At 72.4% G+C, this 24932-nt stretch carries 22 protein-coding genes and 1 pseudogene; 12 read left to right on the top strand and 11 right to left on the bottom strand.

Annotated features, from left to right (window positions below; genetic code table 11):
• The first annotated feature begins 31 nt into the window (after positions 1 to 31).
• The 5 genes from sigE to IE255_RS08025 all read left to right on the top strand — a co-directional run bounded on the left by sigE (position 32) and on the right by IE255_RS08025 (position 5433).
• Positions 32 to 730, top strand: coding sequence for an RNA polymerase sigma factor SigE (gene sigE / locus IE255_RS08045; protein WP_190050080.1), 699 nt, complete (start codon positions 32 to 34; stop codon positions 728 to 730).
• Complete coding sequence (locus tag IE255_RS08040; protein ID WP_190049486.1) at positions 727 to 1776, top strand: anti-sigma factor family protein; 1050 nt, start codon at positions 727 to 729, stop codon at positions 1774 to 1776. Before sigE ends, IE255_RS08040 begins: the two co-directional genes overlap by 4 nt.
• Before the next feature lie 134 nt (positions 1777 to 1910).
• Entirely contained in the window at positions 1911 to 3902 is a 1992-nt protein-coding gene (locus IE255_RS08035) for a trypsin-like peptidase domain-containing protein (RefSeq protein ID WP_190049485.1), read from the top strand.
• A gap of 194 nt (positions 3903 to 4096) precedes the next feature.
• The gene (locus IE255_RS08030) at positions 4097 to 4537 is read left to right on the top strand and encodes a sec-independent translocase (RefSeq protein ID WP_190049484.1); all 441 of its coding nucleotides are present in this window, start codon (positions 4097 to 4099) and stop codon (positions 4535 to 4537) included.
• A 227-nt stretch (positions 4538 to 4764) separates the two neighbouring features.
• Positions 4765 to 5433, top strand: a complete 669-nt coding sequence (locus IE255_RS08025) for a hypothetical protein (RefSeq protein ID WP_190049483.1) — start codon at positions 4765 to 4767, stop codon at positions 5431 to 5433.
• 132 nt (positions 5434 to 5565) lie between these two features.
• On the opposite strand, the gene IE255_RS08020 is transcribed toward IE255_RS08025, so the two are convergent.
• The 3 genes from IE255_RS08020 to IE255_RS08010 are packed head-to-tail and all read right to left on the bottom strand — an operon-like array spanning position 5566 to position 8603.
• The gene (locus IE255_RS08020) at positions 5566 to 6699 is read right to left on the bottom strand and encodes an Mrp/NBP35 family ATP-binding protein (protein WP_190049482.1); all 1134 of its coding nucleotides are present in this window, start codon (positions 6697 to 6699) and stop codon (positions 5566 to 5568) included.
• 43 nt (positions 6700 to 6742) lie between these two features.
• Positions 6743 to 7327 (bottom strand): DUF1003 domain-containing protein, encoded by a 585-nt coding sequence (locus IE255_RS08015; RefSeq protein ID WP_190049481.1) that lies wholly within the window; start codon positions 7325 to 7327, stop codon positions 6743 to 6745.
• Positions 7317 to 8603, bottom strand: a complete 1287-nt coding sequence (locus IE255_RS08010) for a magnesium transporter MgtE N-terminal domain-containing protein (RefSeq protein WP_190049480.1) — start codon at positions 8601 to 8603, stop codon at positions 7317 to 7319. Before IE255_RS08010 ends, IE255_RS08015 begins: the two co-directional genes overlap by 11 nt.
• 201 nt (positions 8604 to 8804) lie before the next feature.
• Here IE255_RS08010 and IE255_RS08005 point away from each other — a divergent pair, with 201 nt between their 5' ends.
• Complete coding sequence (locus IE255_RS08005; protein ID WP_190049479.1) at positions 8805 to 9560, top strand: hypothetical protein; 756 nt, start codon at positions 8805 to 8807, stop codon at positions 9558 to 9560.
• A 4-nt stretch (positions 9561 to 9564) separates the two neighbouring features.
• Here the strand turns inward: IE255_RS08005 and IE255_RS08000 are convergent, their stop codons facing one another.
• The gene (locus IE255_RS08000; protein ID WP_190049478.1) at positions 9565 to 10077 is read right to left on the bottom strand and encodes a hypothetical protein; all 513 of its coding nucleotides are present in this window, start codon (positions 10075 to 10077) and stop codon (positions 9565 to 9567) included.
• Positions 10078 to 10100: 23 nt separating this feature from the next.
• The gene (locus tag IE255_RS07995; RefSeq protein ID WP_190049477.1) at positions 10101 to 11216 is read right to left on the bottom strand and encodes a magnesium and cobalt transport protein CorA; all 1116 of its coding nucleotides are present in this window, start codon (positions 11214 to 11216) and stop codon (positions 10101 to 10103) included.
• 459 nt (positions 11217 to 11675) lie between these two features.
• Here IE255_RS07995 and IE255_RS07990 point away from each other — a divergent pair, with 459 nt between their 5' ends.
• Positions 11676 to 12260 (top strand): suppressor of fused domain protein, encoded by a 585-nt coding sequence (locus IE255_RS07990; RefSeq protein ID WP_190049476.1) that lies wholly within the window; start codon positions 11676 to 11678, stop codon positions 12258 to 12260.
• 30 nt (positions 12261 to 12290) lie between these two features.
• Here IE255_RS07990 and IE255_RS07985 read toward each other — a convergent pair.
• Positions 12291 to 13306, bottom strand: a pseudogene (locus IE255_RS07985) (MFS transporter); the annotation flags it as partial.
• Between the two features lie 93 nt (positions 13307 to 13399).
• On the opposite strand from IE255_RS07985, the gene IE255_RS07980 reads away from it, so the two are divergent.
• The 3 genes from IE255_RS07980 to IE255_RS07970 all read left to right on the top strand — a co-directional run bounded on the left by IE255_RS07980 (position 13400) and on the right by IE255_RS07970 (position 15757).
• Positions 13400 to 14041, top strand: a complete 642-nt coding sequence (locus IE255_RS07980) for a DUF6758 family protein (protein ID WP_190049475.1) — start codon at positions 13400 to 13402, stop codon at positions 14039 to 14041.
• 174 nt (positions 14042 to 14215) lie between these two features.
• Positions 14216 to 15076 carry a PHP domain-containing protein gene (locus IE255_RS07975; RefSeq protein WP_190049474.1) on the top strand — a complete coding sequence of 287 codons (861 nt, stop codon included), beginning with the start codon at positions 14216 to 14218 and terminating at the stop codon, positions 15074 to 15076.
• A 75-nt stretch (positions 15077 to 15151) separates the two neighbouring features.
• Entirely contained in the window at positions 15152 to 15757 is a 606-nt protein-coding gene (locus tag IE255_RS07970; protein WP_150482878.1) for a MarC family protein, read from the top strand.
• Between the two features lie 9 nt (positions 15758 to 15766).
• Here the strand turns inward: IE255_RS07970 and IE255_RS07965 are convergent, their stop codons facing one another.
• Together IE255_RS07965 and IE255_RS07960 are read right to left on the bottom strand one after the other, a co-directional pair.
• Positions 15767 to 17884 carry a trypsin-like serine peptidase gene (locus IE255_RS07965; RefSeq protein WP_190049473.1) on the bottom strand — a complete coding sequence of 706 codons (2118 nt, stop codon included), beginning with the start codon at positions 17882 to 17884 and terminating at the stop codon, positions 15767 to 15769.
• A gap of 138 nt (positions 17885 to 18022) precedes the next feature.
• On the bottom strand, positions 18023 to 18175 hold the full coding sequence (locus IE255_RS07960) for a DUF8834 family protein (RefSeq protein ID WP_094057445.1): 153 nt from the start codon (positions 18173 to 18175) through the stop codon (positions 18023 to 18025).
• Positions 18176 to 18403: 228 nt separating this feature from the next.
• Between IE255_RS07960 and IE255_RS07955 the strand changes: the two genes are divergently transcribed.
• Entirely contained in the window at positions 18404 to 19297 is an 894-nt protein-coding gene (locus IE255_RS07955; RefSeq protein ID WP_190050079.1) for an NYN domain-containing protein, read from the top strand.
• Here IE255_RS07955 and IE255_RS07950 read toward each other — a convergent pair.
• Positions 19294 to 20166, bottom strand: coding sequence for an alpha/beta fold hydrolase (locus IE255_RS07950; RefSeq protein WP_190049472.1), 873 nt, complete (start codon positions 20164 to 20166; stop codon positions 19294 to 19296). The two genes, IE255_RS07955 and IE255_RS07950, sit on opposite strands and share 4 nt — an antisense overlap.
• 102 nt (positions 20167 to 20268) lie before the next feature.
• On the bottom strand, positions 20269 to 22989 hold the full coding sequence (locus IE255_RS07945) for a DEAD/DEAH box helicase (protein WP_190050078.1): 2721 nt from the start codon (positions 22987 to 22989) through the stop codon (positions 20269 to 20271).
• A gap of 477 nt (positions 22990 to 23466) precedes the next feature.
• On the opposite strand from IE255_RS07945, the gene IE255_RS07940 reads away from it, so the two are divergent.
• On the top strand, positions 23467 to 24219 hold the full coding sequence (locus tag IE255_RS07940; RefSeq protein ID WP_190049471.1) for a ferritin-like fold-containing protein: 753 nt from the start codon (positions 23467 to 23469) through the stop codon (positions 24217 to 24219).
• Positions 24220 to 24493: 274 nt separating this feature from the next.
• On the opposite strand, the gene IE255_RS07935 is transcribed toward IE255_RS07940, so the two are convergent.
• Positions 24494 to 24763 (bottom strand): hypothetical protein, encoded by a 270-nt coding sequence (locus IE255_RS07935; protein ID WP_190049470.1) that lies wholly within the window; start codon positions 24761 to 24763, stop codon positions 24494 to 24496.
• Positions 24764 to 24932 lie beyond the last annotated feature (169 nt).

Genomic DNA, 24932 nt, shown 5'->3' with positions numbered 1-24932 from the left:
AGGTGCGGCTGCGCCTATGGATCGCGGAGGAGTGCTTCGGCGCTTCCTGGGATCGGCGGGCAGGCCGACATCCGTGAACGACACCGCTGCTGACCACCACGCCGCCGGCTTCGCCCAGACCGCGACCTTCACCACCGACGCGGACGGGCAGGCGTGGACTCCGCCCACGTGGGAGGAGATCGTCAGCACGCACAGCGGCCGGGTCTACCGGCTCGCCTACCGCCTGACCGGCAACCAGCACGACGCGGAGGACCTCACGCAGGAGGTCTTCGTCCGAGTCTTCCGCTCCCTGTCGACGTACACGCCGGGCACCTTCGAGGGCTGGCTGCACCGCATCACCACGAACCTGTTCCTGGACATGGTCCGCCGCAAGCAGCGCATCCGCTTCGACGCGCTCGGCGAGGACGCGGCCGAGCGGCTGCCCAGCAAGGAGCCCTCGCCGCAGCAGGTCTTCAACGACGCGCACTTCGACGCGGACGTCCAGCAGGCCCTCGACACCCTCGCCCCCGAGTTCCGCGCCGCGGTCGTCCTGTGCGACATCGAAGGACTGTCGTACGAGGAGATCGCCGCGACCCTCGGCGTCAAGCTCGGCACCGTTCGCTCGCGGATCCACCGGGGCCGCTCCCAGCTGCGCAAGGCCCTCGCGCACCGCTCCCCGGAGGCGCGCGCCGAGCGCCGCTCCTTCGTGCCCCGTGTTCCCGCCCTGGGAGGAGGGGGCGCGAGCGCGTGAGCGGATCACGGCCGAAAGCTTCCGAGGGACACCTCGCAGAGCAGCACCTGGGAGACCGACTCTCCGCCCTGGTGGACGGAGAGCTCGGTCATGACGCGCGTGAGCGCGTGCTGGCGCATGTGGCCACCTGCCCGAAGTGCAAGGCGGAGGTGGACGCCCAGCGCCGGCTGAAGAACGTCTTCGCGGAGGCCGCCCCGCCGCCTCCCTCCGAGAGCTTCCTGGCCCGCCTGCAGGGACTACCCGCGGGCGGCGGCCCGGACGGTGATGCCACACCGCCGGGCGGGGGAGGGCTGCCCGGCGGGCTGTCCGGACGGTTCGGATCGCCCGGGGCCTTCGGGGTGAAGCGCGGCGAGCGGTTCGAGTTCGGGTACGCCCCGTCCCGGCCGCACCTCCCCGTACTGCCGTCCTCCGCCGGGGACGGGCGTCTTCCCGCGGTCGACCGCGGCCTCCCCGCCGACCACCGCGGCCTGCCTCCGGGAAGCCGGGGCTTCCGCATCCACGACGTCGGCCGGCACGAGACGGACAGGTCCTCCTCACGGCTGCGGTTCGCCTTCGTGGCCGCCGGGGCCGTGTCCCTGGCCGCGATCGCGCTGGGCGGCGTCACCACCGGCAGCCCGACCGACAGCGAGGCCCGCGGCGGCTCCGGCACGGGAAGCAACGTGACACCGATGCGCACGCAGGGCACAGGCCCCGCGACGGCACCCGACTCCCAGCGGCGCCGGACCACGGGTCCGCTGCTCGGGCAGGTGCACGGCCAGAGCCTGCTCGGCGACACCCCGGCCGCCCCGACCGAGGTCTCCGCACCGCTGCTGCCCGGAGTGCCGCACCCCGCCGCGCGGCACCAGGTGGTGCACGCGCTGACCGCCCCGGTGATGGCCGGCGCGGCCGTCATGTCCCCGCTGATACGTCCGCTCGAGGCGGCCCCGCCGGCTCCCCTGACCTCGTGGTCGGCGGTCCCCGAGATCACGGCGCCCCTCCTCACCGTGCCCCTCCCGGACACCACCTCGTCCCCCTCACCGCCCTCCTCCTCACGTACGGCCCGCTGACCGGCCTCTGCGCACCGGCCCGCGAACCTGATTGAATCCGGGGGTGGCGCGCGGCCGGAGCACGGCCGGGCGCCGATTCGACGAACTGCGGCCACCGCCGACGAGCCGTGCCGCGGCTGTGCTGTGGGGAGAGCATGAACGAGGGGAAGCCCACGAAAGCGAAGTGGTGGAGCCGTCCACGGCCGCAGGACCCTTCGGGGGAGCCGGAGGGCGCGGGCGGGCCCGTGGGGGCGGAGCCGGGCGCCGACGAGGCTCGGGGGCGCATCACGCCCCCGGCGGCCCCGGTCGACACCGACGGGGACTTCGAACTGGCGCGGCCCGCCGTGCGGCAGCAGGACGACGCGGGCGACTACGAGCTGAGGCGTCCCGAGGCGCCGGCGGCCGATCAGGCGCCCGCCGGGGCTCCCGCCGCGAGCGCCGCGGAGTCCACGGAGGCGGTCTTCACCGCCGCGGAGGCCGGGGGCGGCGTTCCCGTCCAGCCCGCCGTGCCGGTGGAGCCGGTCTCCACCGCCGCGGAGGCCGGGGGCGGCACTCCCGTCCAGCCCGCCGCGCCGGTGGACGCGGTCTCCACCGCCGCGGAGGCCGGGGGCGGCGTTCCCGCCCAGCCCGCCGTGCCGGTCGACACCGCTCCCAAGCCCCTGCACGACCCCGACCCGTACAGCACCCCGCCCTACGGCGAACCCGGCCCCTGGGCGCCCGCGCCGCCGGTCCAGCACCCGGCCGCGACACCGACGCACGGGGTGGCGGTACCGGGCCAGGCGAGCATGCCGGGCTCACCCGTTCCGCCGCCGGTGCCGGCACAGCTCTCCCACGTCCCCGCGGCACCGGAGCAGACGCAGGCGCACAGTGCCCCCGTGCCGGTGCCGCCCGTCCCGGTCCACGCCGACGCCCCGCCTCCGGGACCCGCCCCCGGCCCCTGGCAGCGCTACGACCCCTGGGCCGCTCCCGCGGCACCCGGGCCCGTCGGCCCGCTCCAGCAGAACGGGGCCGCCGTGCCCAGCACGGAGCAGCGCCGCAAGCGGGGCAGGAAGGCGCTGGTGAGCGGGGCCGTGCTGCTCGCGCTCGCGTCCGGGGGCATCGGCGGCGTCGTAGGGACGTACCTGGAGCGGAACGGGGGCGTCGGGACCGTCGAGTTGCCGCAGGCCGGGAAGGAGTCCACCGGGCGGGCCGCCGGCAGTGTCGCCGCGATCGCCGGGCGGGCCCTGCCGAGCGTGGTCACCCTGCATGTGAGCGGCGCCGGTGAGCAGGGCACGGGCACCGGCTTCGTGCTCGACACCCGCGGGCACATCCTCACCAACAACCACGTCGTGCAGCCCGCCGGATCCGGCGGCGAGATCACCGTGACCTTCAACGGCGGGGAGACCGCCCAGGCCGAACTCGTCGGCCGGGACAGCGGCTACGACCTCGCCGTCGTGAAGGTGAAGGGCGTACGCGGCCTCGCCCCCCTGCCCCTCGGCAACTCGGACAACGTGCAGGTCGGCGACCCGGTCGTGGCCATCGGCGCGCCCTTCGACCTGGCCGGCACCGTCACCTCCGGCATCATCAGCGCCAAGGAGCGACCCATCACGGCCGGCGGCCAGAAGGGCGACGGCAGCGACGTGTCGTACGTCGACGCGCTCCAGACCGACGCGCCCATCAACCCCGGCAACTCCGGTGGGCCCCTGCTCGACGCCCGGGCCCGGGTCATCGGCATCAACTCGGCCATCCGCTCGGCGGACAGCGGCTCCCACCTGGACAGCGGCCAGTCGGGCTCGATAGGCCTCGGGTTCGCCATCCCCATCAACCAGGGCAAGCGCGTCGCCGAGGAGCTGATCAACACCGGTAAGGCGACCCACCCGGTGATCGGCATCACCCTGGACATGGACTACAGCGGCGACGGCGCCCGGGTCGCCACCGAGGGCAGCGAGGGCGGTCCGCCGGTCACCGCGGGCGGCCCGGGCGCCGAGGCCGGGATCAAGGCGGGCGACGTCATCACCGAGGTCGACGGCCAGCGCGTCCACTCCGGCGAGGAACTGATCGTCAAGACCCGCGCGCACCGCCCCGGCGACCGGCTGGAGCTGACCCTGGAGCGAGGCGGCAAGGAGCGGACGGTGTCGCTCGTCCTCGGATCCTCCGGCGGGGAATGAGACGTGATGACCCAGACGTACGGGGAGCAACAAGGCAAACAATCGGGAAAGCGCTCCCACTGGCCGCACTCGGAGTTCTCGGGACGGTACCGGTCGGACAGGATCGCCGGGTACCGTGGATCCGGCCCGGACCACGGCAAGACCCGCACCGACCACCGAGGGCCGAGGACCGAGGACATCGCAAGGAGCTTCAGGTGTTCAATGACATAGGACCACTCGAGCTGGTGACGCTCATCGTCCTTGCCGTGCTCGTCTTCGGTCCGGACAAGCTCCCCAAGGTCATCCAGGACGTGACGCGCACGATCCGGAAGATCCGTGAGTTCTCGGAGAGCGCCAAGAACGACATCCGGGAGGAGCTCGGCCCGGAGTTCAAGGACTTCGAGTTCGAGGACCTCAACCCCAAGACGTTCATCCGCAAGCAACTGGACAACGACGACCTGGGGCTCAAGGAGATCCGCAACGGCTTCGACCTGAAGAAGGAGATGGCCGAGGTCACCGACGCCGTCCACAGCCGTGACTCCGAGACGTCGTCCTCCTCGTCCTCCGGCTCCTCCGGCGGCCGGATCGACATGACCAAGAAGCCCGAGACCCCTGACCGGGACGACCGCCCGCCCTTCGACGCGGACGCCACCTGAGCGACACCTCCGGGGGCGTGCGCCCCCGGCGCGCGTGACGCGTCTCATACTCCGGTCGGGCTGTGTACGGCCTGAACCGGGCGCCCGTGCGGCCCACGCGCCGGGCGGTTTCCCTGCTGCTCGCGGCGGTGTGGCTATGCTGCCGAGTTGTTGTGCGGACCGGACGAGTACGCCCGATGGGGGGCGGGCCGCGCCGGTCCGACTAGAGCGAGGAGGCGTCCGGGCACATGGAGACGACGAGTCGGGCAGTCGCGCAGGCGCCGGCCGCGGAGGGCGGACAACAGGTCCCCTCCGCCCGGCGTACGGTCGACGGCTACCTGCGCGCGCCCTTCCCGTGGTACGGCCTCGACGAGGCCTTCACGGGGCCGCGCTGGCTGATGCAGGTCGGGACGACGGCCGATGGAGCCGTGGAGCACGGGTCGATCGGGCATGGTGACGAGCCCACGGTGCGCAACGAGCATGCCGGGGGTGATCAGGAAGCCAAGGAGAAGTTCGCGGTCGTGGTGACCGTGGCGGCGAACCCGTCACGGCGCAGTGCCGACGGGACGGGGCTGCTGGAGGCCACGTCCGTGTCGTCCGCCGCGTGGCTGGCGGGTGTGGGGCTGCTGTCCTTCACCTGGCCCGGGCAGATGGACCACTCGCTGCGGGACGACTGGCTGGAGCAGCAGACGGAGACGGCGTGGGTGCTGGCGGATGACCTCGACGGGCCCGACTGGTCGACGCTGTCGCTTCCCGTGGACGGGGTGCCGACGGCGTTCCACTACCGGGAGTCCGAGTTCGGGTGGGTGCTCGCAGGGTCCACCTCGGCCGGGGTGCATGTCGGGGCGTACGGCAGGGGCATGAGTGCGTATGGGCTCGGCTTCGCCGTGGTCAAGGACATCGCCTCGTACGCGTGAGGTGTGGGGCGCCGGTTGGTTTCGGCGCCCCTTCGCCGTGGGGGTGCTTGTGAGTGGGCGGCTGCGGGTGGTGTGTGGCTGGTCGCGCAGTTCCCCGCGCCCCTTGGGGCGCTGCCCCTGAGGGCGTTTGGATCAGAACTTGTTCCTCGGAGTGATGCCGAGGGACAGGCCCGCCAGGCCCCGCTGTCGGCCGCCCAGCTTTCCGGCGATCGCTCGGAGGGCCGAGCCCGCCGGGGAGTCCGGGTCGGTCAGGACGACCGGCTTGCCGTCGTCGCCGCCCTCGCGGAGGCGGACGTCGATGGGGATGTTGCCGAGGACCGGGACGTTCGTGCCGGTCGTGCGGGTCAGGCCGTCGGCGACCGCCTGGCCGCCGCCCGTGCCGAAGACGTCGACCATCTCGCCGCAGTGCGGGCAGGGCAGGCCGGACATGTTCTCGACCACGCCGACGATCTTCTGGTGGGTCTGGACGGCGATGGAGCCGGCGCGCTCGGCCACCTCGGCGGCGGCCTGCTGCGGGGTCGTCACGACCAGGATCTCGGCGTTCGGGACGAGCTGGGCGACGGAGATCGCGATGTCGCCGGTGCCGGGCGGCAGGTCCAGGAGGAGGACGTCCAGGTCGCCCCAGTACACGTCCGCCAGGAACTGCTGGAGGGCGCGGTGGAGCATCGGGCCGCGCCACACGACCGGGGCGTTGCCCTGAATGAACATGCCGATGGAGATGACCTTCACGCCGTTGGCGGAAGGCGGCATGATCATGTTCTCGACCTGGGTCGGACGGCCGTCGGCGCCGAGCATGCGCGGCACGGAGTGGCCGTAGATGTCGGCGTCCACGACACCGACCTTCAGGCCGTCGGCCGCCATCGCCGCGGCCAGGTTGACCGTCACCGACGACTTGCCGACACCGCCCTTGCCGGAGGCGACCGCGTAGACGCGGGTCAGGCTGCCCGGCTTGGCGAAGGGGACCTCGCGCTCGGTCTGGCCGCCGCGCAGGGCGGTCGCCAGCTCGCGGCGCTGCTCGTCGCTCATCACGTCGAGCGTGACGTCGACGCGGGTCACGCCCTCCACGCGGGAGACCGCCTCGGTCACGCGCTGCGTGATCGTGTCCCGCATCGGGCAGCCCGAGACCGTGAGGTACACGGTGACCGCGACCGCCCCGTCCGCACCGATCTCCACGGATTTGACCATCCCGAGTTCGGTGATGGGCTTGTGGATCTCGGGGTCGTTCACCGTCGCCAGTGCCTCGCGCACCGCGTCTTCCGTAGCCATAAGGACGATGGTACGGCGCCGTACCGGGGCGTAGGAAAGCCTGTCAGCGGTCGTCTGCGTCACGTCCCCGTGACCGTTCCGCCGGGAATACGACGGGGTCGTGACGGTGGCCGTTCTGCCGTTCCTCCAGTTCCTTGACGACGTCCTGGAGTTCCGAGCGGATCCAGTCGCGGGTGGCGACCTCGCCCAGGCCGATGCGCAGGGCGGCGACCTCGCGGGTCAGGTACTCGGTGTCCGCGATCGACCGCTCGTTCTGCTTGCGGTCCTGCTCCAGGTTGACCCGGTCGCGGTCGTCCTGCCGGTTCTGCGCGAGCAGGATGAGCGGGGCCGCGTACGAGGCCTGCAGGGACAGCGCGAGCGTCAGGAAGATGAACGGGAACTCGTCGAACCGCAGGTGCCGCGGCATCAGGGTGTTCCAGGCGATCCACACGGTGACGACGACCGTCATCCAGACCAGGAACCGCCCGGTGCCGATGAAGCGGGCGATCCGCTCCGACATGCGCCCGAAGGCCTCCGGGTCGTACTCCGGCAGCAGCCGCGGCCGCCGCGGGAGCGGCTGGTCCAGCCGGGTGCGGTGACGGGGCGCTGCCGTGGCCCCGGCCGGCATGCGATCACGCTCAGGCACCATCGGTAGCCACCTCCTCCTCGTCCAGGTGGAACTCCTGCTCCCGCCAGTCCTCCGGGAGCATGTGGTCGAGTACGTCGTCCACGGTCACCGCGCCCAGCAGCGACCCGGCCTCGTCGACCACCGGCGCCGCGACCATGTCGTACGTGGCGAAGAACCCGGCGATGGCGTGCAGGTCCGCCTCCGGGTCGAGCGGTTGCAGGTCGCTGTCCACGATCGAGCTGACCAGGGCGGGTGGTGGCTCCCGCAGCAGGCGCTGGAAGTGGACCGTGCCCAGGTACTTGCCGGTCGGGGTCTCGTCCGGCGGCCGGCAGACGTACACCTGGGCGGCCAGGGCCGGGGAGAGGTCGGGGTTGCGGACGCGGGCGAGGGCGTCGGCGACGGTGGCGTCCGGGCGCAGCACGATCGGCTCGGTGGTCATCAGACCGCCCGCGGTGCGCTCCTCGTACGACATCAGGCGCCGCATGTCGGCCGCGTCGGCGGGCTGCATCAGGCTCAGCAGCCGCTCCTGCTCGTCCGTCGGCAGCTCGCCCAGCAGGTCGGCCGCGTCGTCCGGGTCCATGGCCTCCAGGACGTCGGCGGCGCGCTCCTCCTGCAGCTTGCCGAGGATCTCGATCTGGTCGTCCTCCGGGAGCTCCTCCAGCACGTCGGCCAGCCGGTCGTCGTCCAGGGCGGCGGCGACCTCGGCGCGGCGCTTGGGGGAGAGGTGGTGCAGGACGTTGGCCAGGTCGGCGGGGCGCAACTGCTCGAAGGTGGCGAGCAGGCTCTCGGCGCCCTGCCCCTGCTCCTCCAGCGAGAAGCCCGTGACGGCGGTCCACTCGACGGTCAGCGCCTCGCCCTTGGCGCGCCGGAAGGCACTTCCCTTCCTGCCCTTGCGGACGAAGACGCGGTCGATCTCCCACTCCCGCCGGGCCGGCAGCTGATGCACCGACAGGTCGAGGACGGTGACCTCCTCGCCGGTCTCGGTGAGCGTGACACGCCGGTCCAGCAACTCCCCGAAGACCAGCCGCTCGGTGGGCCGCTGCTCGAAGCGCCGGACGTTGAGCACGCCGGTGGTGATGACCTGGCCGGACTGGATGGCGGTGACCCGGGTCATGGGCAGGAAGATGCGGCGGCGGGTGGCGAGTTCGACGACGAGGCCGAGCAGCCTCGGCGGCTTCTGGCCGACCCGCAGCATGACGACCAGATCGCGCACCCGCCCCACCTGGTCGCCGGCGGGGTCGAAGACGGCGACACCGGAGAGGTGCGATACGAAGATCCGGGGGGCGCCCGCTGCCATGGCCGCGGCTCCTTTTCGTGCGGGGTCTTTCCTGGTGCCTGTGTTTTCCGAATTGCCCGCTCGGGTGGGCTTCAGGCTAGCCCGTCCCGATCGGGGGTGCGTCGGCGGCCGGTCCGGACGGACTGGCTCCGACCTGCCCGCATGTCCCCGGTACCCTGCGGTACGCCGTTCAGGTCTCCCGTCAGAGAGGCAGCCCCACCTGTGACTCCGATTCGCCAGGGCCGTAGCCGCAGTGCCGCACGCGCGAGCGCGATGTGCGCCCTGCTCGTGACGGGAACGGTGCTCGCGGGCTGCGCGGAGGATCCGAACGAGGGCACGAACGGCGTGGGCCGGCTGCCCGCCGAGAAGATCCAGAGCAGGACCCGGGCGGCGGCCGAGTCCGCCGGGGCGGTCCGCGTGCACGGCAGCGTCGTCAGCGGCGGGCGGACGTACGCGCTCGACATGCGGCTGAAGGCCGACGGCGGCACCGGGTCGGTCACCACGCAGGGGGCGACCTTCCGGCTGCTGCGCGTCGGGGAGCAGCTCTTCGTCAAGGCCGACGCCGAGTTCTGGAGTCACGGCAGCGGCCAGGGCGAGGACGGCAAGGGGGACGCGGCGGCGGCCTCCAAGCTCGGCGGCAAGTTCGTGAAGGTGCCGCAGGGCGACCCTTCGTACAAGAAGTTCAGCGGTTTCACGGACAAGGCGGTCCTCCTCGACGGTCTGCTGACCCTGCACGGCGCACTCGCGACGGACGGCCACGACGAGCAGGCGGGCGTCCGCACCATCCGCGTCACCGGCGACAAGGGCTCCGGCGGCACCCTGGAGGTCTCCCTCGAAGGCAAGCCGTATCCGCTGCGCCTGGAGCGGGCCGGTGGGGCGGGCACCCTCACGTTCTCCGCATGGGGGCAGGACTTCGCCCTCAAGGAGCCGGAGAAGAGCGAGACGGTGGACTACGGCAAGCAGCTGCCGACGTCCTAGGCGGTCACTTCCGTTTGCGCTTTTTCAGCAGCAGGCGGGGCAGACCCGCCGGGATCGGCCGGCGCGTGATCGCCGGGGTCGGTAGCGGCGGCTCGGACAGCGAGCCGTCGGGCAGCGGGGCCGTCGCCCCGGTCGGCTCCAGGCGCAGCACCCGGCACTCGCGGGCCCAGCGGTCGGTCATGGCCTCGCCGTCGGGCGCGTTCAGCCGCTTGCCCTTCAGCTCGGCGACCGCCGCGTCCCAGGCCTCGGAGCCCGGCGCGAGCTGCGTGACCCGCGCCGTCCAGGAGACCAGCCGGCCGCCCTTGTCCTTGCTGCGGACCGTCACCCGGGCCTCGGCCCCGTCGGCGAGCCCGGGCAGCGGCTGCTCGCCCGGCCCGTCGCCGACCAGGCACGCGGCACCCTCGTGCCACACGTGCCACAGCGCACGCGCCGGGCCGTCGGGACCCTGGACCCAGACGAGGCCGGACTTCTTCGTGGCCTCCTCGACGAGGGCCTGGCCGAGCAGCTCGCTTGTCATGGGCACCAGCCTATCCGCGCTGCTCACAGCCAGCCGTTCCGCTTCAGCGTGCGGTGGATGCCCACGCAGATGGCCACCGTGAAGCCCATGATCGCCGGATAGCCGTACCGCCAGTGCAGCTCCGGCATGTGGTCGAAGTTCATGCCGTACACCCCGCACACCATCGTCGGTACGGCGATGATCGCGGCCCATGAGGTGATCTTCCGCATGTCCTCGTTCTGCGCCACGGACGCCTGCGCGAGGTTGGCCTGGAGGATGGAGTTGAGCAGCTCGTCGAAGCCGAGGACCTGCTCCTGGACGCGGGCCAGGTGGTCGGCGACGTCCCGGAAGTACTTCTGGATGTCCGGGTCGATCAGCCGCATCGGCCGCTCGCTCAGCAGCTGCATGGGCCGCAGCAGCGGCGACACGGCCCGCTTGAACTCCAGCACCTCGCGCTTGAGTTGGTAGATCCGGCCGGCGTCCGTGCCGCGCGGCGCGCCCTTGCGCCCCGGGGAGAACACCTCGGTCTCGACCTCGTCGATGTCGTCCTGCACGGCGTCGGCGACCGCGATGTAGCCGTCGACGACGTGGTCCGCGATGGCGTGCAGTACGGCCGAGGGGCCCTTGGACAGCAGCTCCGGGTCGTCCTGGAGGCGGTGCCTGAGGGCCCGCAGGGAGCCCTGCCCGCCGTGCCGGACAGTGATGAAGAAGTCCCGTCCGGTGAAGCACATGACCTCGCCGGACTCGACGACCTCGCTGTTGGCGTCGAGCTGGTCGTGCTCCACGTAGTGGATGGTCTTGAAGACCGTGAAGAGGGAGTCGTCGTAGCGCTCCAGCTTGGGCCGCTGGTGGGCCTGGACGGCGTCCTCCACGGCCAGCGGATGCAGCCCGAACTCACTGGCGATGCCGGAGAATTCGGCCTCCGTCGGCTCGTGCAGGCCGATCCACACGAAGCCGCCGTCGCGGCGCACCAGGCGCACCGCCTCGTGCGGGGTCAGCGGGGTCTCGGTCTCGATGCGGCGGCCGTCGCGGTAGACGGCGCAGTCGACGACGGCGGAGGCCGTCGCCGGGCTGCGGGTGGCGTCGTACGTCCCGCCGTCCTTGCGCAGCGACACGCGGGACGGGCGGACGACGGCGCGCAGGTCGCGGATCATCGACATGGCGGGCTCCTTCGCGACAGGCAACGAAAGGCGCCGGACCCGACAGGTGGAACTACCCGGAATGGGGACGTTGGGACCGATGATGTTTGGCACGTCCACAAAGCGGGGAGCACCGCACCGTCGCGGTGGCGAGTCTCGTTACTGATTCAGCTACTGAGGCAGATCAGGCAAAGCGAAACGAAGCGCTCTTCCGCGTGAAGCGAGTGCGAGAGGTGGCGACCAGCCAGAGCCAGAACAGCTACGTCAGCGGCGGGAAGAGCGTGGTGCTACTGCACGGTCGACTTCGGTCCATTGCAGTCCCACCTCCTCCGGCCGGTCCCTCGTAAGGGAGTTCCTTCGGCGTCGGGGCTTGATCGCGACGCTTCTGCGTGCTGCCCCGAACCACCGGGCAAGAGTATCAGTCGCCCGACGTGTCAAGGCGCTTGTTTGCCCGCTACTGACGAGTTCTATGCTCGCCGCATGGCAGATGTTCTTCCTCTGGTCGAAGCCCGGTTGCGTACCGCGCTGGGCGAACCGGACGCGCGCGCGGCCGTCACCTTCCTGGGCACGGACCGCATCGAGGTGCTCCGCTTCCAGGAGGGCGACATCGTCCGCTACGCCACGCTCGGCATGTCCGCGCACCCCATGACGGACCCCACGGCGGTGGTCGCCGACCCGGTCGAGGGCCCGCGCGCCGAGCTGGTCCTCTCCGTGCGTTCCGGGCTCGCCGACACCGACAAGGTGCTCCGGCCGCTCGCCGTGCTGGCCGCGTCTCCGCAGGTGGAGGGGTTGGTCGTGGCGCCCGGCGCCTCCCTGGACGTCGGTGAGCCGCTGTGGCCCGGCGCCCCCTTCACCTCGGTCCTGGTCGCGGAGCCGGGCGGCCTGGTCGAGGACCTGGAGCTCGACGAGCCCCTCGACCCCGTACGGTTCCTGCCGCTGCTGCCGATGACGCCGAACGAGGCCGCCTGGAAGCGGGTGCACGGCGCGCAGGCGCTTCAGGAGAGGTGGCTGAACCAGGGGGCGGACCTCCGGGATCCGTCCCGGAAGTCCGTCCCGCTGGAGTGAGGAAGCTCACCAACCCCTCGCCGGAAAGCGTCAGTTGGCGTAGACGGCGACACTGTCCTCGGTCGCGTGCCGCGTCTCCAGCTCCTCCGCTTCGTGAGTGAGCGCCTTCCGTCGTACGACGACCACGAGCGCGCCCGCCACGGCTGTGACGGCCGCCACCACGAACGGGAGGTGGACGTCGGTCCACTCCTCGATCTTCGGCGCGAAGTAGGGGGCGGCGGCAGCGGCGAACCAGCGCACGAAGTTGTAGCCCGCGCCCGCCACCGGCCGGGGCGCGTCCGAGACGCCGAGAGCCAGCTCGGTGTAGACGGTGTAGTTCACGCCGATGAAGGCGCCCGTCGGGGCGCCACGATCACCGAGAAGACGGCGAGCAGCACGCCCCAGGCGAAGAACACCGCCCCCGACCGGTACGGGCTCATGTTCAGCACGAACGGCGTGAAGGCCGGCACGGTGAAGAACGTGTAGTTGTAGAAGAACGCCGAGATCGCCGCGGAGGCGAGGCCGCCGTGGCCGAGGGCCTTGAGCGGGGCCAGCAGCGAGGTCTTGCGGGCCGGCCTGGGCTGCTCCTTCAGGAACGCCGCGATGCACAGGAAGCCGACGGCCATCAGGAACGCCGTACCGAAGAACGGGTAGCGCCAGCCGGCGTCGCCGAGCAGGGCGCCCAGCAGCGGGCCGCACGCCATGCCGAGGCCGAGGGCCGACTCGTACAGCAGGATCACCGCCGCGCTGCCGCCGGCCGCCGCGCCGACGATGACCGCGAGGGCGGTGGAGACGAAGAGCACGTTGCCGAGGCCCCAGCCCGTCCGGAACCCGACCAGTTCGCCGACCGATCCCGACGTGCCGGAGAGTCCGGCGAAGACGACCACGAACGCCAGGCCCGGCAGCAGGGTCTTCCGGCCGCCGATCCGGCTGGAGACGAAGCCGGTCACCAGCATCGCGACGGCGGTGATGAGGAAGTACGAGGTGAAGAGCAGGGAGACCTGGCCGGCCGTGGCGTCGAGGCCCCGGGCGATGGACGGCAGGATCGGGTCGACGAGTCCGATGCCCGCAATCTGCATCTAGTGTGCTTGGTGAAGGGTTCCGTCCGGATGGGTGATCGTCCTTGACGCGGCGGGGCGGGGGTAGGACCGTGGGGCCCTATGAGGGGCGAACCCAGTTGCCCGAAGTGCGGTGGCCGGGTCAGGGCTCCCGGCCTCTTCTCCGACTCGTGGCAGTGCGATGTGCACGGCACCGTCCATCCGGTGCAGCCCGTGATACCGCCCAGCGTCGACGCCCTCAACGTCGTGGTGCACCGCACGCAGGTGCCGGTGTGGATGCCGTGGCCGCTGCCGGTGGGCTGGCTGTTCACGGGGGTGGCCTGTGCGGGGGACGACCGTACCGGCGGTCGCGCCACGGCCGTGGCCTGCACGGGGCCCGGGCCGCTCGGCGGGATGGGTGAGCTGATCCTGGTCGCCGAGGAGCTGGGGGTCGGCCTCGGGGCGCGGTACGCGGGGATGGAGGGTCCTGATCCCGGGCCGTACATGGACGTGGACAAGCCGGCGCAGGCGAAGGTGCTGGCCGCGGGGCGGCCCACGCCGCTGTGGCATGTGGGCGGGGCGCCGGCCGACCGGGCCGTCTTCGCCGGCGAGGCTCTGGGGATGTGGCTGTGGGCCGTGGTGTGGCCCGAGCAGTCCGGGCTGCTGATGTATGACGAGCTGGTGCTCACGGATCTGCGGGACGCGGGGGCGGAGGTCGAGCTGGTGCCTTGTGGCGCGCTGTCGCCGCGCTTGCTCGGGCCGTAGGGGCGGGGTTTGCCGGGGGCGGCTGCGGGTTGTCTGTGGCTGGGCGCGCAGTTCCCCGCGCCCCTTTGGGGGCGTTGATGTAGGGGGTGTTTCTCGGGTTCGGGTGTGACAGGGGCCTGAAAAGTACGGTTATCCTTGAGCAGCCCTGTTCGTGTCGTGTCTGGAGTCCGTGTCGTGCGTATCGATCTGCACACCCACTCCACCGCTTCCGACGGCACGGACACCCCGGCCGAGCTGGTGCGCAAGGCTGCCGCGGCCGGGCTGGACGTCGTCGCGCTCACCGATCACGACACCACCCGCGGACACGCCGAGGCGGTCGCCGCGCTGCCCGAGCGGCTGACGCTGGTCACCGGGGCCGAGCTGTCCTGCCGGATCGACGGCGTCAGCATGCACATGCTGGCCTACCTGTTCGATGCCGAGGAGCCGGCGCTGCTCGCCGAGCGGGAGCTGGTCCGGGACGACCGGGTGCCCCGGGCCCAGGGCATGGTCGCCAAGCTTCGCGAGCTGGGCGTGCCGGTGACCTGGGAGCAGGTGCTGCGGATCGCCGGTGACGGGTCCGTCGGGCGTCCGCACGTGGCGACCGCGCTCGTCGAGCTGGGTGTGGTGCCGACCGTGAGCGACGCCTTCACCCAGGACTGGCTGGCCGACGGCGGCCGGGCCTTCGTGGAGAAGCACGAGACCGACCCCTTCGAGGCCATCCGGCTGATCAAGGGCGCGGGCGGGGTCGCGGTGTTCGCGCATCCCGGGGCGAGCAAGCGGGGGCGTACGGTGCCGGAGGCCGCGATCGCCGAGATGGCCGCGGCCGGGCTGGACGGCATCGAGGTCGACCACATGGACCACGACGCGGATACGCGGGCGCGGCTGCGGGGGCTGGCGAAGGAGCTGGGGCTTCTGGTGACCGGGTCCTCGGACTACCACGGCAGCCGGAAGACGTGCGTGCTCGGGGAGTACACGACGGATCCCGAGGTGTACGGGGAGATCACGCGGCGGGCCTTCGGGGCGTTTCCGGTGCCGGGGGCCGGCGGAGCGGCCTGAGGTTTCTCTCCCGTAGGTCCGTTCATCGGCACAGCGGTAGCGCTGCCGACTCATACCCGCAAGGCCATCACGCTCATGTTCGACCTCGCCGTTTTCGGCTCCCTGTTCCTGACCCTCTTCGTCATCATGGATCCGCCGGGGATCACCCCGATCTTCCTCGCGCTCACCGCCGGCCGGCCCGGCAAGGTGCAGAAGCGGATGGCCTTCCAGGCCGTCTGTGTCGCCGGGGGTGTGATCACCGTGTTCGGGCTCCTGGGGCACCAGATCCTCAACTACCTGCACGTCTCCGTGCCCGCGCTGATGATCGCGGGCGGGCTGCTGCTTCTGCTGATCGCGCTCGACCTGCTCACCGGGAAGACCGACGAGCCGAAGCAGACCAAGGACGTCAACGTCGCTCTCGTGCCGCTGGGCATGCCGCTGCTGGCGGGGCCCGGTGCGATCGTGTCGGTCATCCTCGCCGTGCAGAAGGCCCACACCGTCGCCACGCAGGTGTCGGTGTGGACGGCGATCCTCGCCATCCACGTCGTGCTGTGGCTGGTGATGCGCTACTCGCTGGTGATCATCCGGATCATCAAGGACGGCGGCGTGGTGCTGGTGACACGGCTCGCGGGCATGATGCTCTCCGCGATCGCCGTGCAGCAGATCATCAACGGCGTCACCCAGGTGATCCAGGGGAGCTGAGCGGGCCTGTCAGGCCCGGCCGGTGAGGACCGAGCCGATCTCGCCGGCCGCCCCCGGGTGGGCGAGGTACTCGTCGATGTCGTGCGCGCGGTCGCGGCCGTTGGCGACGGCCAGCTGGGTGAGCTTCCCCCACCGCTCGTCCGACAGCGGGCAGCCGATGGCCACCGCGTCGGTGGGGCACCAGACGTTGACCCAGTCCCGCACCCGGGGCGGCCGGTGCGGGCCGTGGGCGAGGAGCCGTCCGTTGACGCCGTCCATCCCGAGCGGACTGCCCGCTGTCACCAGCAGGACGGGTTCGAGCCCGTCGGGGAGCCGGGTCAGCAGGTCCATGCCCACGACCGTGCCCAGGCTGTGCGTGACCAGCACCAGTTCGCCGTCGGCGGGCATCGTCTCCAGGACGCTGTCCAGCACCGCCTGCCGCACGGCACCGTCGCCGAGGTACAGGTCGACGTCCCGCAGGAACGTGGCGATGGTCCACTCGTCCAGGTCGGACCTGGCGGCGAGCCAGCTCAGCGGCCGGTGCAGGGCCCCGACCAGCCCCGCCCCGAAGCCCTCCGTGGCCGCCGGGCCGTCCTGCGGCATGCCGGCCCGGGCAGCCGCCTCGTAGAGCAGCTGCTCGTAGGAGCCCGAGGGTGATTCCGCGGCGAACGCCTCGGCGGCGACGGCGGCGCTCAGCTGGTCGAGGCCGATGGCCTCGGCCGTGCTCTCCCTGCCGCCGACGAGGTCGTGCAGTCTCGTGCCGTAGAACGGGAACCACACGTCCTCCGGGTCGAGCGGGGGCAGCGCCGCGAGGGTGAGTCCGCGGTTCAGGCCGGCCGTCCAGTTCCGGCGGAGGTCGACCGGCTCCTTGCTCTGCTGGTCCCTGCCGTGCAGGAAGACCAGATGCCGCCGGCCGCCGAAGGCGGTGCCGCGGGCCGGGAGTCCGGCCTTGGGGCCGACCGTCCGGGACTCGCTCGCGGCCGTCACAGGGCCCTGCGGGGCCGGGACGCCGGGCAGCGTTGTCGTCGTCCGCTCCGGTGGTGTCGTCCGCTCCGGTGGTGTTCCGGGGCCCGCCGGGGAGGGGAGCACCGGCGCGGTGCCCATGCTCTGGTCCAGGCCGGAGTCCGGGCCCATCTCGGCCAGCAGGGCGCGCCGCCCGGGGTCGAGGTCCAGCCGGGCCAGGTGCTTGAGGACCGAGCTGATGCGGACGCCCTCGTTGGCGACCCAGTCGATCGCGTCGTCGCCGTCGCCCCGCTTCCAGGGCCGGCCGTCCTTGCGCAGGACGCGTCCCTGGGCGTCCTTCTTCGGCACGCCGCTGTGGTGCAGGGCCACGACCTCCCACTGGTCGTTGAAGACGGGGGAGCCCGAGTTCCCGGGTTCCGTGTCGGTCGTGTAGTGGACGAAGTCGTCGAGCCGCACCAGCACCGCGTTGTCGCGCAGGGCGATCTCCTTCAAACGCCCCTGCGGGTGGCCGATGATGTTCACCTTCTCGCCCAGCACCAGCTTGCCGAGCTGGACGCTCAGCCGGTTCCAGCCGAAGATCTCGCCCGGCGGACGGCCGTCCAGGACGGGCGCGACCGCCACGAGGGCGAAGTCGAGCCGTCTGTCCGCGGCGAAGAAGGACCCGGGGTCCAGCTCCACCCGGACGACGGTGTCGGGGAGGTTGTCGGCCGTGATCTGGGCGTTGAACTCCGCGAAGCAGTGGCGCGCGAAACCCTCGTCGGGCAGGACGTGGTGGTTGGTCATCATCAGCCGCGGCGACACCAGGAAGCCGGTGCCGTGCGGCAGCTCGCGGCCGTCGCGGCGCAGGGTGATCCGGGCGACCGTGGCCCCGGCCCTGACCCCGCGGGGCAGGAAGCTCCAGGCCTGAAGCTCGTTGGACAGGTTGATGATGCGTTCGTTGGCGTCGGGCAGGTCCATCGCCTCGCCGTGGAGGTCCGCCACCACCGCCGAGGGCGAGAGCCCGCCCCGGTCGAGGATCCGGTCGGCGCGCACCGCGAGCGCCTCCGGGTCGTCCGGGAACCGCACGCCGGCCGCCAGCCGGCCCTCGACCCGCTCGCGCTCCTCGGTGGATTCCTCGTACCGCCGCGCGGCCTCGGCGGCGGCCTGCTCGTGCAACTCCCCGTTCGACCGGCCCGTCACCGACATGCGGTCCACCGTCCCGTTCTCGCTCCGACTGCGCCTCTTCCGCCAGTACGCCCCCGACCAGGCCGGTCCGCAACAGCGGAGCCCCCGCACGGCCGATGCCGGGCGGGGGCTCCGAGGTGTGTGTGGGAGAGCCGCGCGTTATGAGGCCGTGGTCTCGGCCGGGCGGATCCACAGGCGCTGCCCGATGGCGGCGGCCTGCTGAACGATGCGGTTGACGGAGGCGGCGTCCACGACGGTCGTGTCCACAGGCGTGCCGTCGACATCGTCGAGTCGCATGATTTCGAAGCGCAAGGGCTTCTCCCTTCGTCTGGTCATCCTCCTGAGGAGAACTACTTGGTGGTCGGCCCACCAGGCTGCGGTGCGCGGTGTGCCATATGAGTCAACAGGGATGCATGCCTCAAACATTCCCTACGCTAAGGAAATTTTTCGAACGGCTAATTACCGAGCCGTAAGACTGTCGTAACGGGACCGACCGGGACCAGTTGTGTTCGCAGCGTGACCGCCAGGACAATGGAGGCGATGAACGACGACCTCGCGGCCCTCAGTGCCCGCATCGACCGCACCAACGAGCTGCTCCAGCGCATGCTCGCCGAGGTGGCGAAGACGCCCTCCACCCACGCGATCTTCGTCGATGCCGGGTACCTGTACGCGGCCGCGGGACGCCTCGTCGCCGGTACGGAGGACCGCCGCGCGTTCGACCTGGACGCCGAGGGCCTGATCGACGCCCTCATCGACCGGGCGCGCACGATCTTCGCGGACAGCAGGCTGCTGCGGGTCTACTGGTACGACGGCGCCCGCCGCCGCATCCACACGGCGGAGCAGCAGACCATCGCGGAGCTGCCGGACGTGAAGGTGCGGCTGGGCAACCTCAACGCCAACAACCAGCAGAAGGGCGTCGACTCCCTCATCCGTTCCGACCTGGAGTCCCTCGCCCGCCACCGCGCCATCAGCGACGCGGCCCTGCTCGGCGGCGACGAGGACCTGGTGTCGGCGGTGGAGGCCGCCCAGGGTTACGGCGCCCGGGTCCACCTCTGGGGCATCGAGGCGCCGGAGGGCCGCAACCAGGCGGAGCCCCTCCTGTGGGAGGTCGACAGCCAGCGCACCTTCGACCTCGACTTCTTCAAGCCGTACGTCTCCCGCCGCACGGCCCCCGCCTACGAGAGCGCGGCGGGCCGGCCCGCCCGTGAGGACGTGCGGTTCGTGGGCGCGCAGATCGCGGCGAAATGGCTCGCGGCCCGCGGCCGGGACACGCTCGTCGAGCTGCTGCCCGGCCACCCCTACCTGCCCGGCTCGGTGGACCAGGACCTGCTGGTGGAGGCGGAGAACCTGCTCCAGTACTCCCTCCGGGGCCACGCCGACCTGCGGCGTGCGCTGCGCGACGGCTTCTGGGAGCACCTGCGGACGCTGTACTAGCCCTTCCTGACGCTGTCCCAGAAGTCGGCGAGGGCCCGGGCTGTCGGCAGGGGACGGTCGGCGTTGGGGGAGTGCTCGGCTCCCGTGACGACCGTGCGGTGCGCGGACAGCCGTACGGCCATGTCGTCGAGGAGCGCCACCGGCCAGGTGTCGTCGTGCGCGCCCGACAGGACGTGCAACGGCAGGAGTACGGCGGCGAGTTCGGCGACGCGGTCCGGCTCCGTGCACAACTGGCGTCCGGTCGCGAGGAGCTGGGCGCGGCTGTTGCCCAGCCAGCGGCGGCGCAACTGCTCCTGGTCGCCGATGCCGCGGGCGGGTCCGCCGACCTCCTCCGGCGGTCCCATGGCCTGGATGGCCTCCCACACCTCCGCCATCGACAGCACGGCGAGCGCGTCCCGCAGCAGCTTCACGCGCTGCTGCTGCGAGACGGAGATCTCCCCCGGGCCGGACGAGATCAGGGTGAGGGAGAGGAACGGGGAGGGATCCAGCAGCACGGCGGCCCGGGCGATCTGCCCCCCGAGCGAGTGCCCGACGAGGTGCACCGGAGCGCCGAGCGCCGCGGCCTGCGCGAGCACGTCCCGGGCCAGTTCCCGCTGGGCGTAGGCGGATTCGTCGTCCCGGGGCCCGTCCGACTCGTGCTGCCCCCGGCCGTCCACCGCGACGACCCGGTACCCACGCGCTACCAGCGGCTCGTGCAGCAGGCTGAAGTCCTCCTTGCTGCCGGTGAATCCGGGCAGCAGCAGGGCGACGCCCCTGACCTCCGCGCCCGCCCCCGGCGACGAGTCGACGACGGCGAACTCACCGCGGGAGGTGCGCAGGTGGTATGCGCGGGCGCCCGGGGGCGGGGTGAAGGTGGCGTGCCTGGTCACGGGGTGAGGGTAGCGGGTCGGGGGTTCCGGGAGTCGGCGGTCGCCCCGGGAACGCCGACGGCCCGGCCCCACGCGGGTGGGACCGGGCCGTCGGGTGGAGCGTCAGCTCTCCGCGGACTCCGCAGTGGCCGTGGCCTTGCGGGTGCGGCGGCGGGGCTGGGCCTCAGCCGCGTCCTGTGAGCCCTCGGCGGAGGCGGCGGCCGTCTTGGACGCCGTGGTCTTCCGCGTTCGGCGCGGCTTGGCCTCAGCTGTCTCGGCGGCCTCCGGTTCCTGGCCGGCCTGCGCCGGGATAGCGACGGGCTCGGCGGCCTTGCGGGTGCGGCGGGCCTTCGGCTTGGCCTCCGCGCCCTCGGCCGTGTCGACGGCGGCTTCGGCCGCTGCGGCGGTCTTCCGCGTCCGGCGGGGCTTGGCCTCGGCGGCCTCGCCGTCCGGAGCGGCGGCAGCCGCCTTGCGCGTCCGGCGCGGCTTGGCCTCGGCCGTGTCGGCACTCGCCTCGGCCTTGGCCGTGGCCTTGCGGGCACGCCGCGGCGCGGCCTCGGCGGCCTCCGGCTCCTGAGCCGTCTGGGCCGGGATCCCGGCGGCGACGGCCTCGGGCTCGGCGGCCTTGCGGGTGCGGCGGGCCTTGGGCTTGGCCTCCGCGCCCTCGGCCGAGTCGACGGCGTCCTCCGCCGTGGCCGCGGCCTTGCGCGTGCGGCGCGGCTTCGCCTCCGCGGCTTCGGGAGCCTCGGTGGTGACGGCGGTCGCGGCGGCCTTGCGGGTACGGCGGCGCGGCGCGGCCTCGGTGGCCTCCGCCGTGTCGACGGCGTCCTCGGCCTTGACCGTGGCCTTGCGCGTCCGACGGGGCTTGGCCTCGGCGGCCTCGGCGGTGTCGACCGCGTCCTCCGCCGCTGCGGCCGTCTTGCGCGTGCGGCGCGGCGCGGCCTCCGTGGCCTCCACCGGGGCGGCGGGGGCCTCGGCCTGCGCGGCCGTCTTGCGCGTGCGCCGCGGTTTCGTCTCCGTCGGCTCCGGGGCGGACTCGGTGATGCCCTCGGCCGTGTCGAGCGCCGACTCGGCCGGCGATGCCGCCACGGCCTTGCGGGTACGGCGGCGCGGCTGGGTGGCGGGAGCCTCGGGCTCCGCGGTCACCGTTGCCTCCGCGGCGGTCGGGGCATCGGCAGTGGTCGCGGGCTCCGTGGCCGACGGCGTCAGCGCGGCCTCGGTCTCCACCGCCTGCGTCTCCACCGGCGTCTCCGACCGGCGCGTACGGCGCCGGCGCGGCTTGGCCGCCTCGGGCGCATCCGTGCTCGTGCCCTCCGCCGTCGCGACGGCGTGCTCCGCCGGCGCGGACGCGGCCGACTCGACGGCCGTGGCCGGCGCCGACTCGGCCGGGGCACCGCCGCGCGTGCGGCGACGGCGACGCGGGGTGCGCGGAGCCGTGACGGCCTCCGCCTCGGCGGTGCCGCCGGCGGCCGTGGCCTCCGGCGCGGTGGTGCCGGCGGTCTCCGGCGCCCCGTCCAGCGGTGCCCCGTCCAGCGGTGCCCCGTTGCGCGTACGGCGGCGGCGCCGCGGCGTACGCTCGCGGTCGGCCGAACGGGACTCGTCCCGGTCGCCGCGGCCACTGCGGCCGCCACGCCCGCGCGGCCCGCGGCCGCCCGGCTCGCCCAGGTCCTCCAGCTCCTCCGCGTCCAGCCCGGCGCGCTTGCGCTCCGAGCGCGGCAGGACGCCCTTGGTGCCCTCGGGGATGCCGAGGTCGGAGAAGAGGTGCGGGGACGTGGAGTACGTCTCCGGCGGGTCGTTGAAGCCCAGGTCCAGCGCCTTGTTGATCAGCTGCCAGCGCGGGATGTCGTCCCAGTCGACGAGCGTGATCGCGATGCCCTTGGCGCCCGCGCGGCCCGTACGGCCGATGCGGTGCAGGTACGTCTTCTCCTCTTCCGGCGACTGGTAGTTGATGACGTGGGTCACACCCTCGACGTCGATACCGCGGGCGGCGACGTCGGTGCAGACGAGCACGTCCACCTTGCCGTTGCGGAAGGCGCGCAGCGCCTGCTCGCGGGCGCCCTGGCCGAGGTCGCCGTGGACCGCGCCGGAGGCGAAGCCGCGCTGCTTGAGCTGGTCGGCGAGGTCGGCCGCGGTGCGCTTGGTGCGGCAGAAGACCATGGCCAGTCCCCGGCCCTCGGCCTGGAGGATCCGCGCGACCATCTCGGGCTTGTCCATGTTGTGCGCGCGGTAGATGTACTGCTTGGTGTTCGCGACCGTCTTGCCGGCGTCGTCCGGCGCCGTGGCGCTGATGTGCGTGGGCTGCGACATGTAGCGGCGGGCCAGTCCGATGACCGCGCCCGGCATGGTCGCCGAGAACAGCATCGTCTGACGCCGGACCGGCAGCATGTTGATGATCTTCTCGACGTCGGGCAGGAAGCCCAGGTCGAGCATCTCGTCGGCCTCGTCGAGGACCAGGCACCTGACGTGCTTCAGGTTCAGTTTCTTCTGCCCGGCGAGGTCGAGCAGCCGGCCCGGGGTGCCGACGACCACGTCGACGCCCTTCTTGAGGGCCTCGACCTGGGGCTCGTAGGCCCGGCCGCCGTAGATCGCGAGGACGCGCACATTGCGCACCTTGCCCGCGGTCAGCAGGTCGTTGGTGACCTGCGTGCACAGCTCGCGCGTGGGGACGACGACGAGTGCCTGCGGGGCGTCGGTGAGGTCCTCGGGCTTGGCGCGTCCGGCCTCGACGTCGGCGGGGACGGTGACGCGCTCGAGGAGCGGGAGGCCGAAGCCCAGCGTCTTGCCGGTGCCGGTCTTGGCCTGGCCGATGACGTCCGAGCCCGAAAGGGCCACGGGGAGCGTCATCTCCTGGATGGGGAAGGCGGTGATGATGCCGACGGCCTCCAGGGCCTCGGCGGTCTCGGGAAGGATCCCGAGCTCTCGGAACGTCGTAGTCAGGGTGCTGCCTCTTCTGTGTGGGCGGCGCGAGGCGAGCGCGGGGGTCTTGTCGGACCGTGCCGGGGACGTCGGCTGCCTACGGGCGGGCCGAAGAGCACGGGACCGCGCCGACGCTCTAGCGCTCATGCCGCTGAGGGTGTCCCCTCCGGGACTCGTACGCGGAGTGCCGTACGCCGGGGAGGGCTGTCGGGTCGGAGCCGATCGGGCCTCCGACCGGGCATCCTCATACGTGCGGCCTGTCGAGGTACGTCGACGTACCAGCAGGCGCATTACCACCATACCCCGGAATCCCGCACATGCGATGGCCGATTTGGTCACGTAGTCGTCGTCACAGTGATTGACCAGGGCCTTACGCCTCCCGGCGGGCGGGCTATTGTGCGCTTCATGACGAGCTCTGACAAGCCTGAGAACGCCTCGGACACCGACGTCGCCGCCGAACCCACCTCAGTCGCCGCCCGGGACTGGGCGACGGCCTCCGCCGACCCGCAGTACCGCGCCGCCGTCGTGGACCTGCTCGGCGCGCTCGCGTACGGGGAGCTGGCGGCGTTCGAGCGGCTCGCGGAGGACGCCAAGCTGGCGCCGACGCTGGAGGACAAGGCGGAGCTGGCGAAGATGGCGTCGGCCGAGTTCCACCACTTCGAGAGGCTGCGCGACCGGCTCGCCGAGATCGGGGAGGAGCCGACCCTGGCGATGGAGCCGTTCGTCGCCGCGTACGACGGGTTCCACAAGCAGACGGCCCCCTCGGACTGGCTGGAAGGACTCGTCAAGGCCTACGTCGGCGACTCCATCGCCAGCGACTTCTACCGAGAGGTCGCCGCCCGGCTGGACTCCGACACCCGCTCCCTGGTGCTGGCCGTGCTCGACGACACCGGGCACGGCGGCTTCGCCGTGGAGAAGGTGCGCGCCGCGATCGACGCGGACCCCCGGGTGGGCGGACGGCTCGCCCTGTGGGCCCGGCGGCTGATGGGCGAGGCCCTGTCGCAGTCCCAGCGGGTCGTCGCCGACCGGGACGCGCTGTCGACGATGCTCGTCGGCGGCGTCGCGGACGGCTTCGACCTCGCCGAGGTCGGCAAGATGTTCTCCCGGATCACCGAGGCGCACACCAAGCGGATGGCTGCGCTGGGCCTGGCTGCCTAGGGGCTGTCGTTTGGATCACGCCGCAGACGCGGGGTCTGGCACGCGCATCTGCCGCGTTGTCGTCGGTTGCCGACGCTCCGCGTCGACGCCCTCCTCCGCCTTGCAGCTGCACGCACCAGACCCCGCTCACCGGCGCTGAAAAGTACCGTCACTTCCCTGCGCCCTGATCCAAACGACAGCCCCTAGCGCTCTGGACGGGGTGGTTCCGGCTGAGTCGCGGCTGCGGGCCGTAGCTGGCTGGGCGCGCGGTTCCCCGCGCCCCTGGCGGCTTCGGCTACGCCGTCGCCGATCGTCGGCGCAGGCGCCGCGCGGGGCGCAGCAGCAGCGACAGCGAGGCCACGGAGACGATCACCGCGCCGAGCAGGACCAGCAGCAGGTGCCCGGCGTCCAGCGCGCTGTGCATGACGAAGGCCCCGAACAGGGCGCCCGCGACACCCGTCGACAGGACCAGCGGCCGGGCCGGGAGCCGGTGCGACAGGCGATGCGTGGCCGCCCACGCCAGAGCGAGGCCGAGGATCGCGGAGCTCAGCGCTTCCAGGAGCATGTCGGGGGTCCCTCCCACATGGCCGGCCTGCCCAAATCGGTCGTAGCCCGTCTTACCCCTGACCTGCGGAATCCAATCCACCTCCGGGGGCGACTCGTGCTCCATCCGTGGCAAAACCCCTGTGCCGCACGGGGAGGAGAACGCGAACGGGGCGGGTCGGCCGACAGCC

The sequence above is a fragment of the Streptomyces lomondensis genome (assembly GCF_014651035.1).
In the GTDB taxonomy this organism is placed as follows: Bacteria; Actinomycetota; Actinomycetes; order Streptomycetales; family Streptomycetaceae; genus Streptomyces; species Streptomyces lomondensis.
This window is presented reverse-complemented; position numbering and strand designations above follow the sequence as displayed.

What these genes read in the sequence shown, in the direction of transcription:
- IE255_RS08035 (WP_190049485.1), top strand. Translation starts at nt 1,911, where the DNA reads ATGAACGAGGGGAAGCCCACGAAAGCGAAGTGGTGGAGCCGTCCACGG.
- IE255_RS08025 (WP_190049483.1), top strand. Translation starts at nt 4,765, where the DNA reads ATGGAGACGACGAGTCGGGCAGTCGCGCAGGCGCCGGCCGCGGAGGGC.
- IE255_RS08020 (WP_190049482.1), bottom strand. Translation starts at nt 6,699, where the DNA reads ATGGCTACGGAAGACGCGGTGCGCGAGGCACTGGCGACGGTGAACGAC.
- IE255_RS08015 (WP_190049481.1), bottom strand. Translation starts at nt 7,327, where the DNA reads ATGGTGCCTGAGCGTGATCGCATGCCGGCCGGGGCCACGGCAGCGCCC.
- IE255_RS08010 (WP_190049480.1), bottom strand. Translation starts at nt 8,603, where the DNA reads ATGGCAGCGGGCGCCCCCCGGATCTTCGTATCGCACCTCTCCGGTGTC.
- IE255_RS08000 (WP_190049478.1), bottom strand. Translation starts at nt 10,077, where the DNA reads ATGACAAGCGAGCTGCTCGGCCAGGCCCTCGTCGAGGAGGCCACGAAG.
- IE255_RS07995 (WP_190049477.1), bottom strand. Translation starts at nt 11,216, where the DNA reads ATGTCGATGATCCGCGACCTGCGCGCCGTCGTCCGCCCGTCCCGCGTG.
- IE255_RS07990 (WP_190049476.1), top strand. Translation starts at nt 11,676, where the DNA reads ATGGCAGATGTTCTTCCTCTGGTCGAAGCCCGGTTGCGTACCGCGCTG.
- IE255_RS07980 (WP_190049475.1), top strand. Translation starts at nt 13,400, where the DNA reads ATGAGGGGCGAACCCAGTTGCCCGAAGTGCGGTGGCCGGGTCAGGGCT.
- IE255_RS07970 (WP_150482878.1), top strand. Translation starts at nt 15,152, where the DNA reads ATGTTCGACCTCGCCGTTTTCGGCTCCCTGTTCCTGACCCTCTTCGTC.
- IE255_RS07965 (WP_190049473.1), bottom strand. Translation starts at nt 17,884, where the DNA reads ATGTCGGTGACGGGCCGGTCGAACGGGGAGTTGCACGAGCAGGCCGCC.
- IE255_RS07955 (WP_190050079.1), top strand. Translation starts at nt 18,404, where the DNA reads ATGAACGACGACCTCGCGGCCCTCAGTGCCCGCATCGACCGCACCAAC.
- IE255_RS07945 (WP_190050078.1), bottom strand. Translation starts at nt 22,989, where the DNA reads ATGACGCTCCCCGTGGCCCTTTCGGGCTCGGACGTCATCGGCCAGGCC.
- IE255_RS07940 (WP_190049471.1), top strand. Translation starts at nt 23,467, where the DNA reads ATGACGAGCTCTGACAAGCCTGAGAACGCCTCGGACACCGACGTCGCC.
- IE255_RS07935 (WP_190049470.1), bottom strand. Translation starts at nt 24,763, where the DNA reads ATGCTCCTGGAAGCGCTGAGCTCCGCGATCCTCGGCCTCGCTCTGGCG.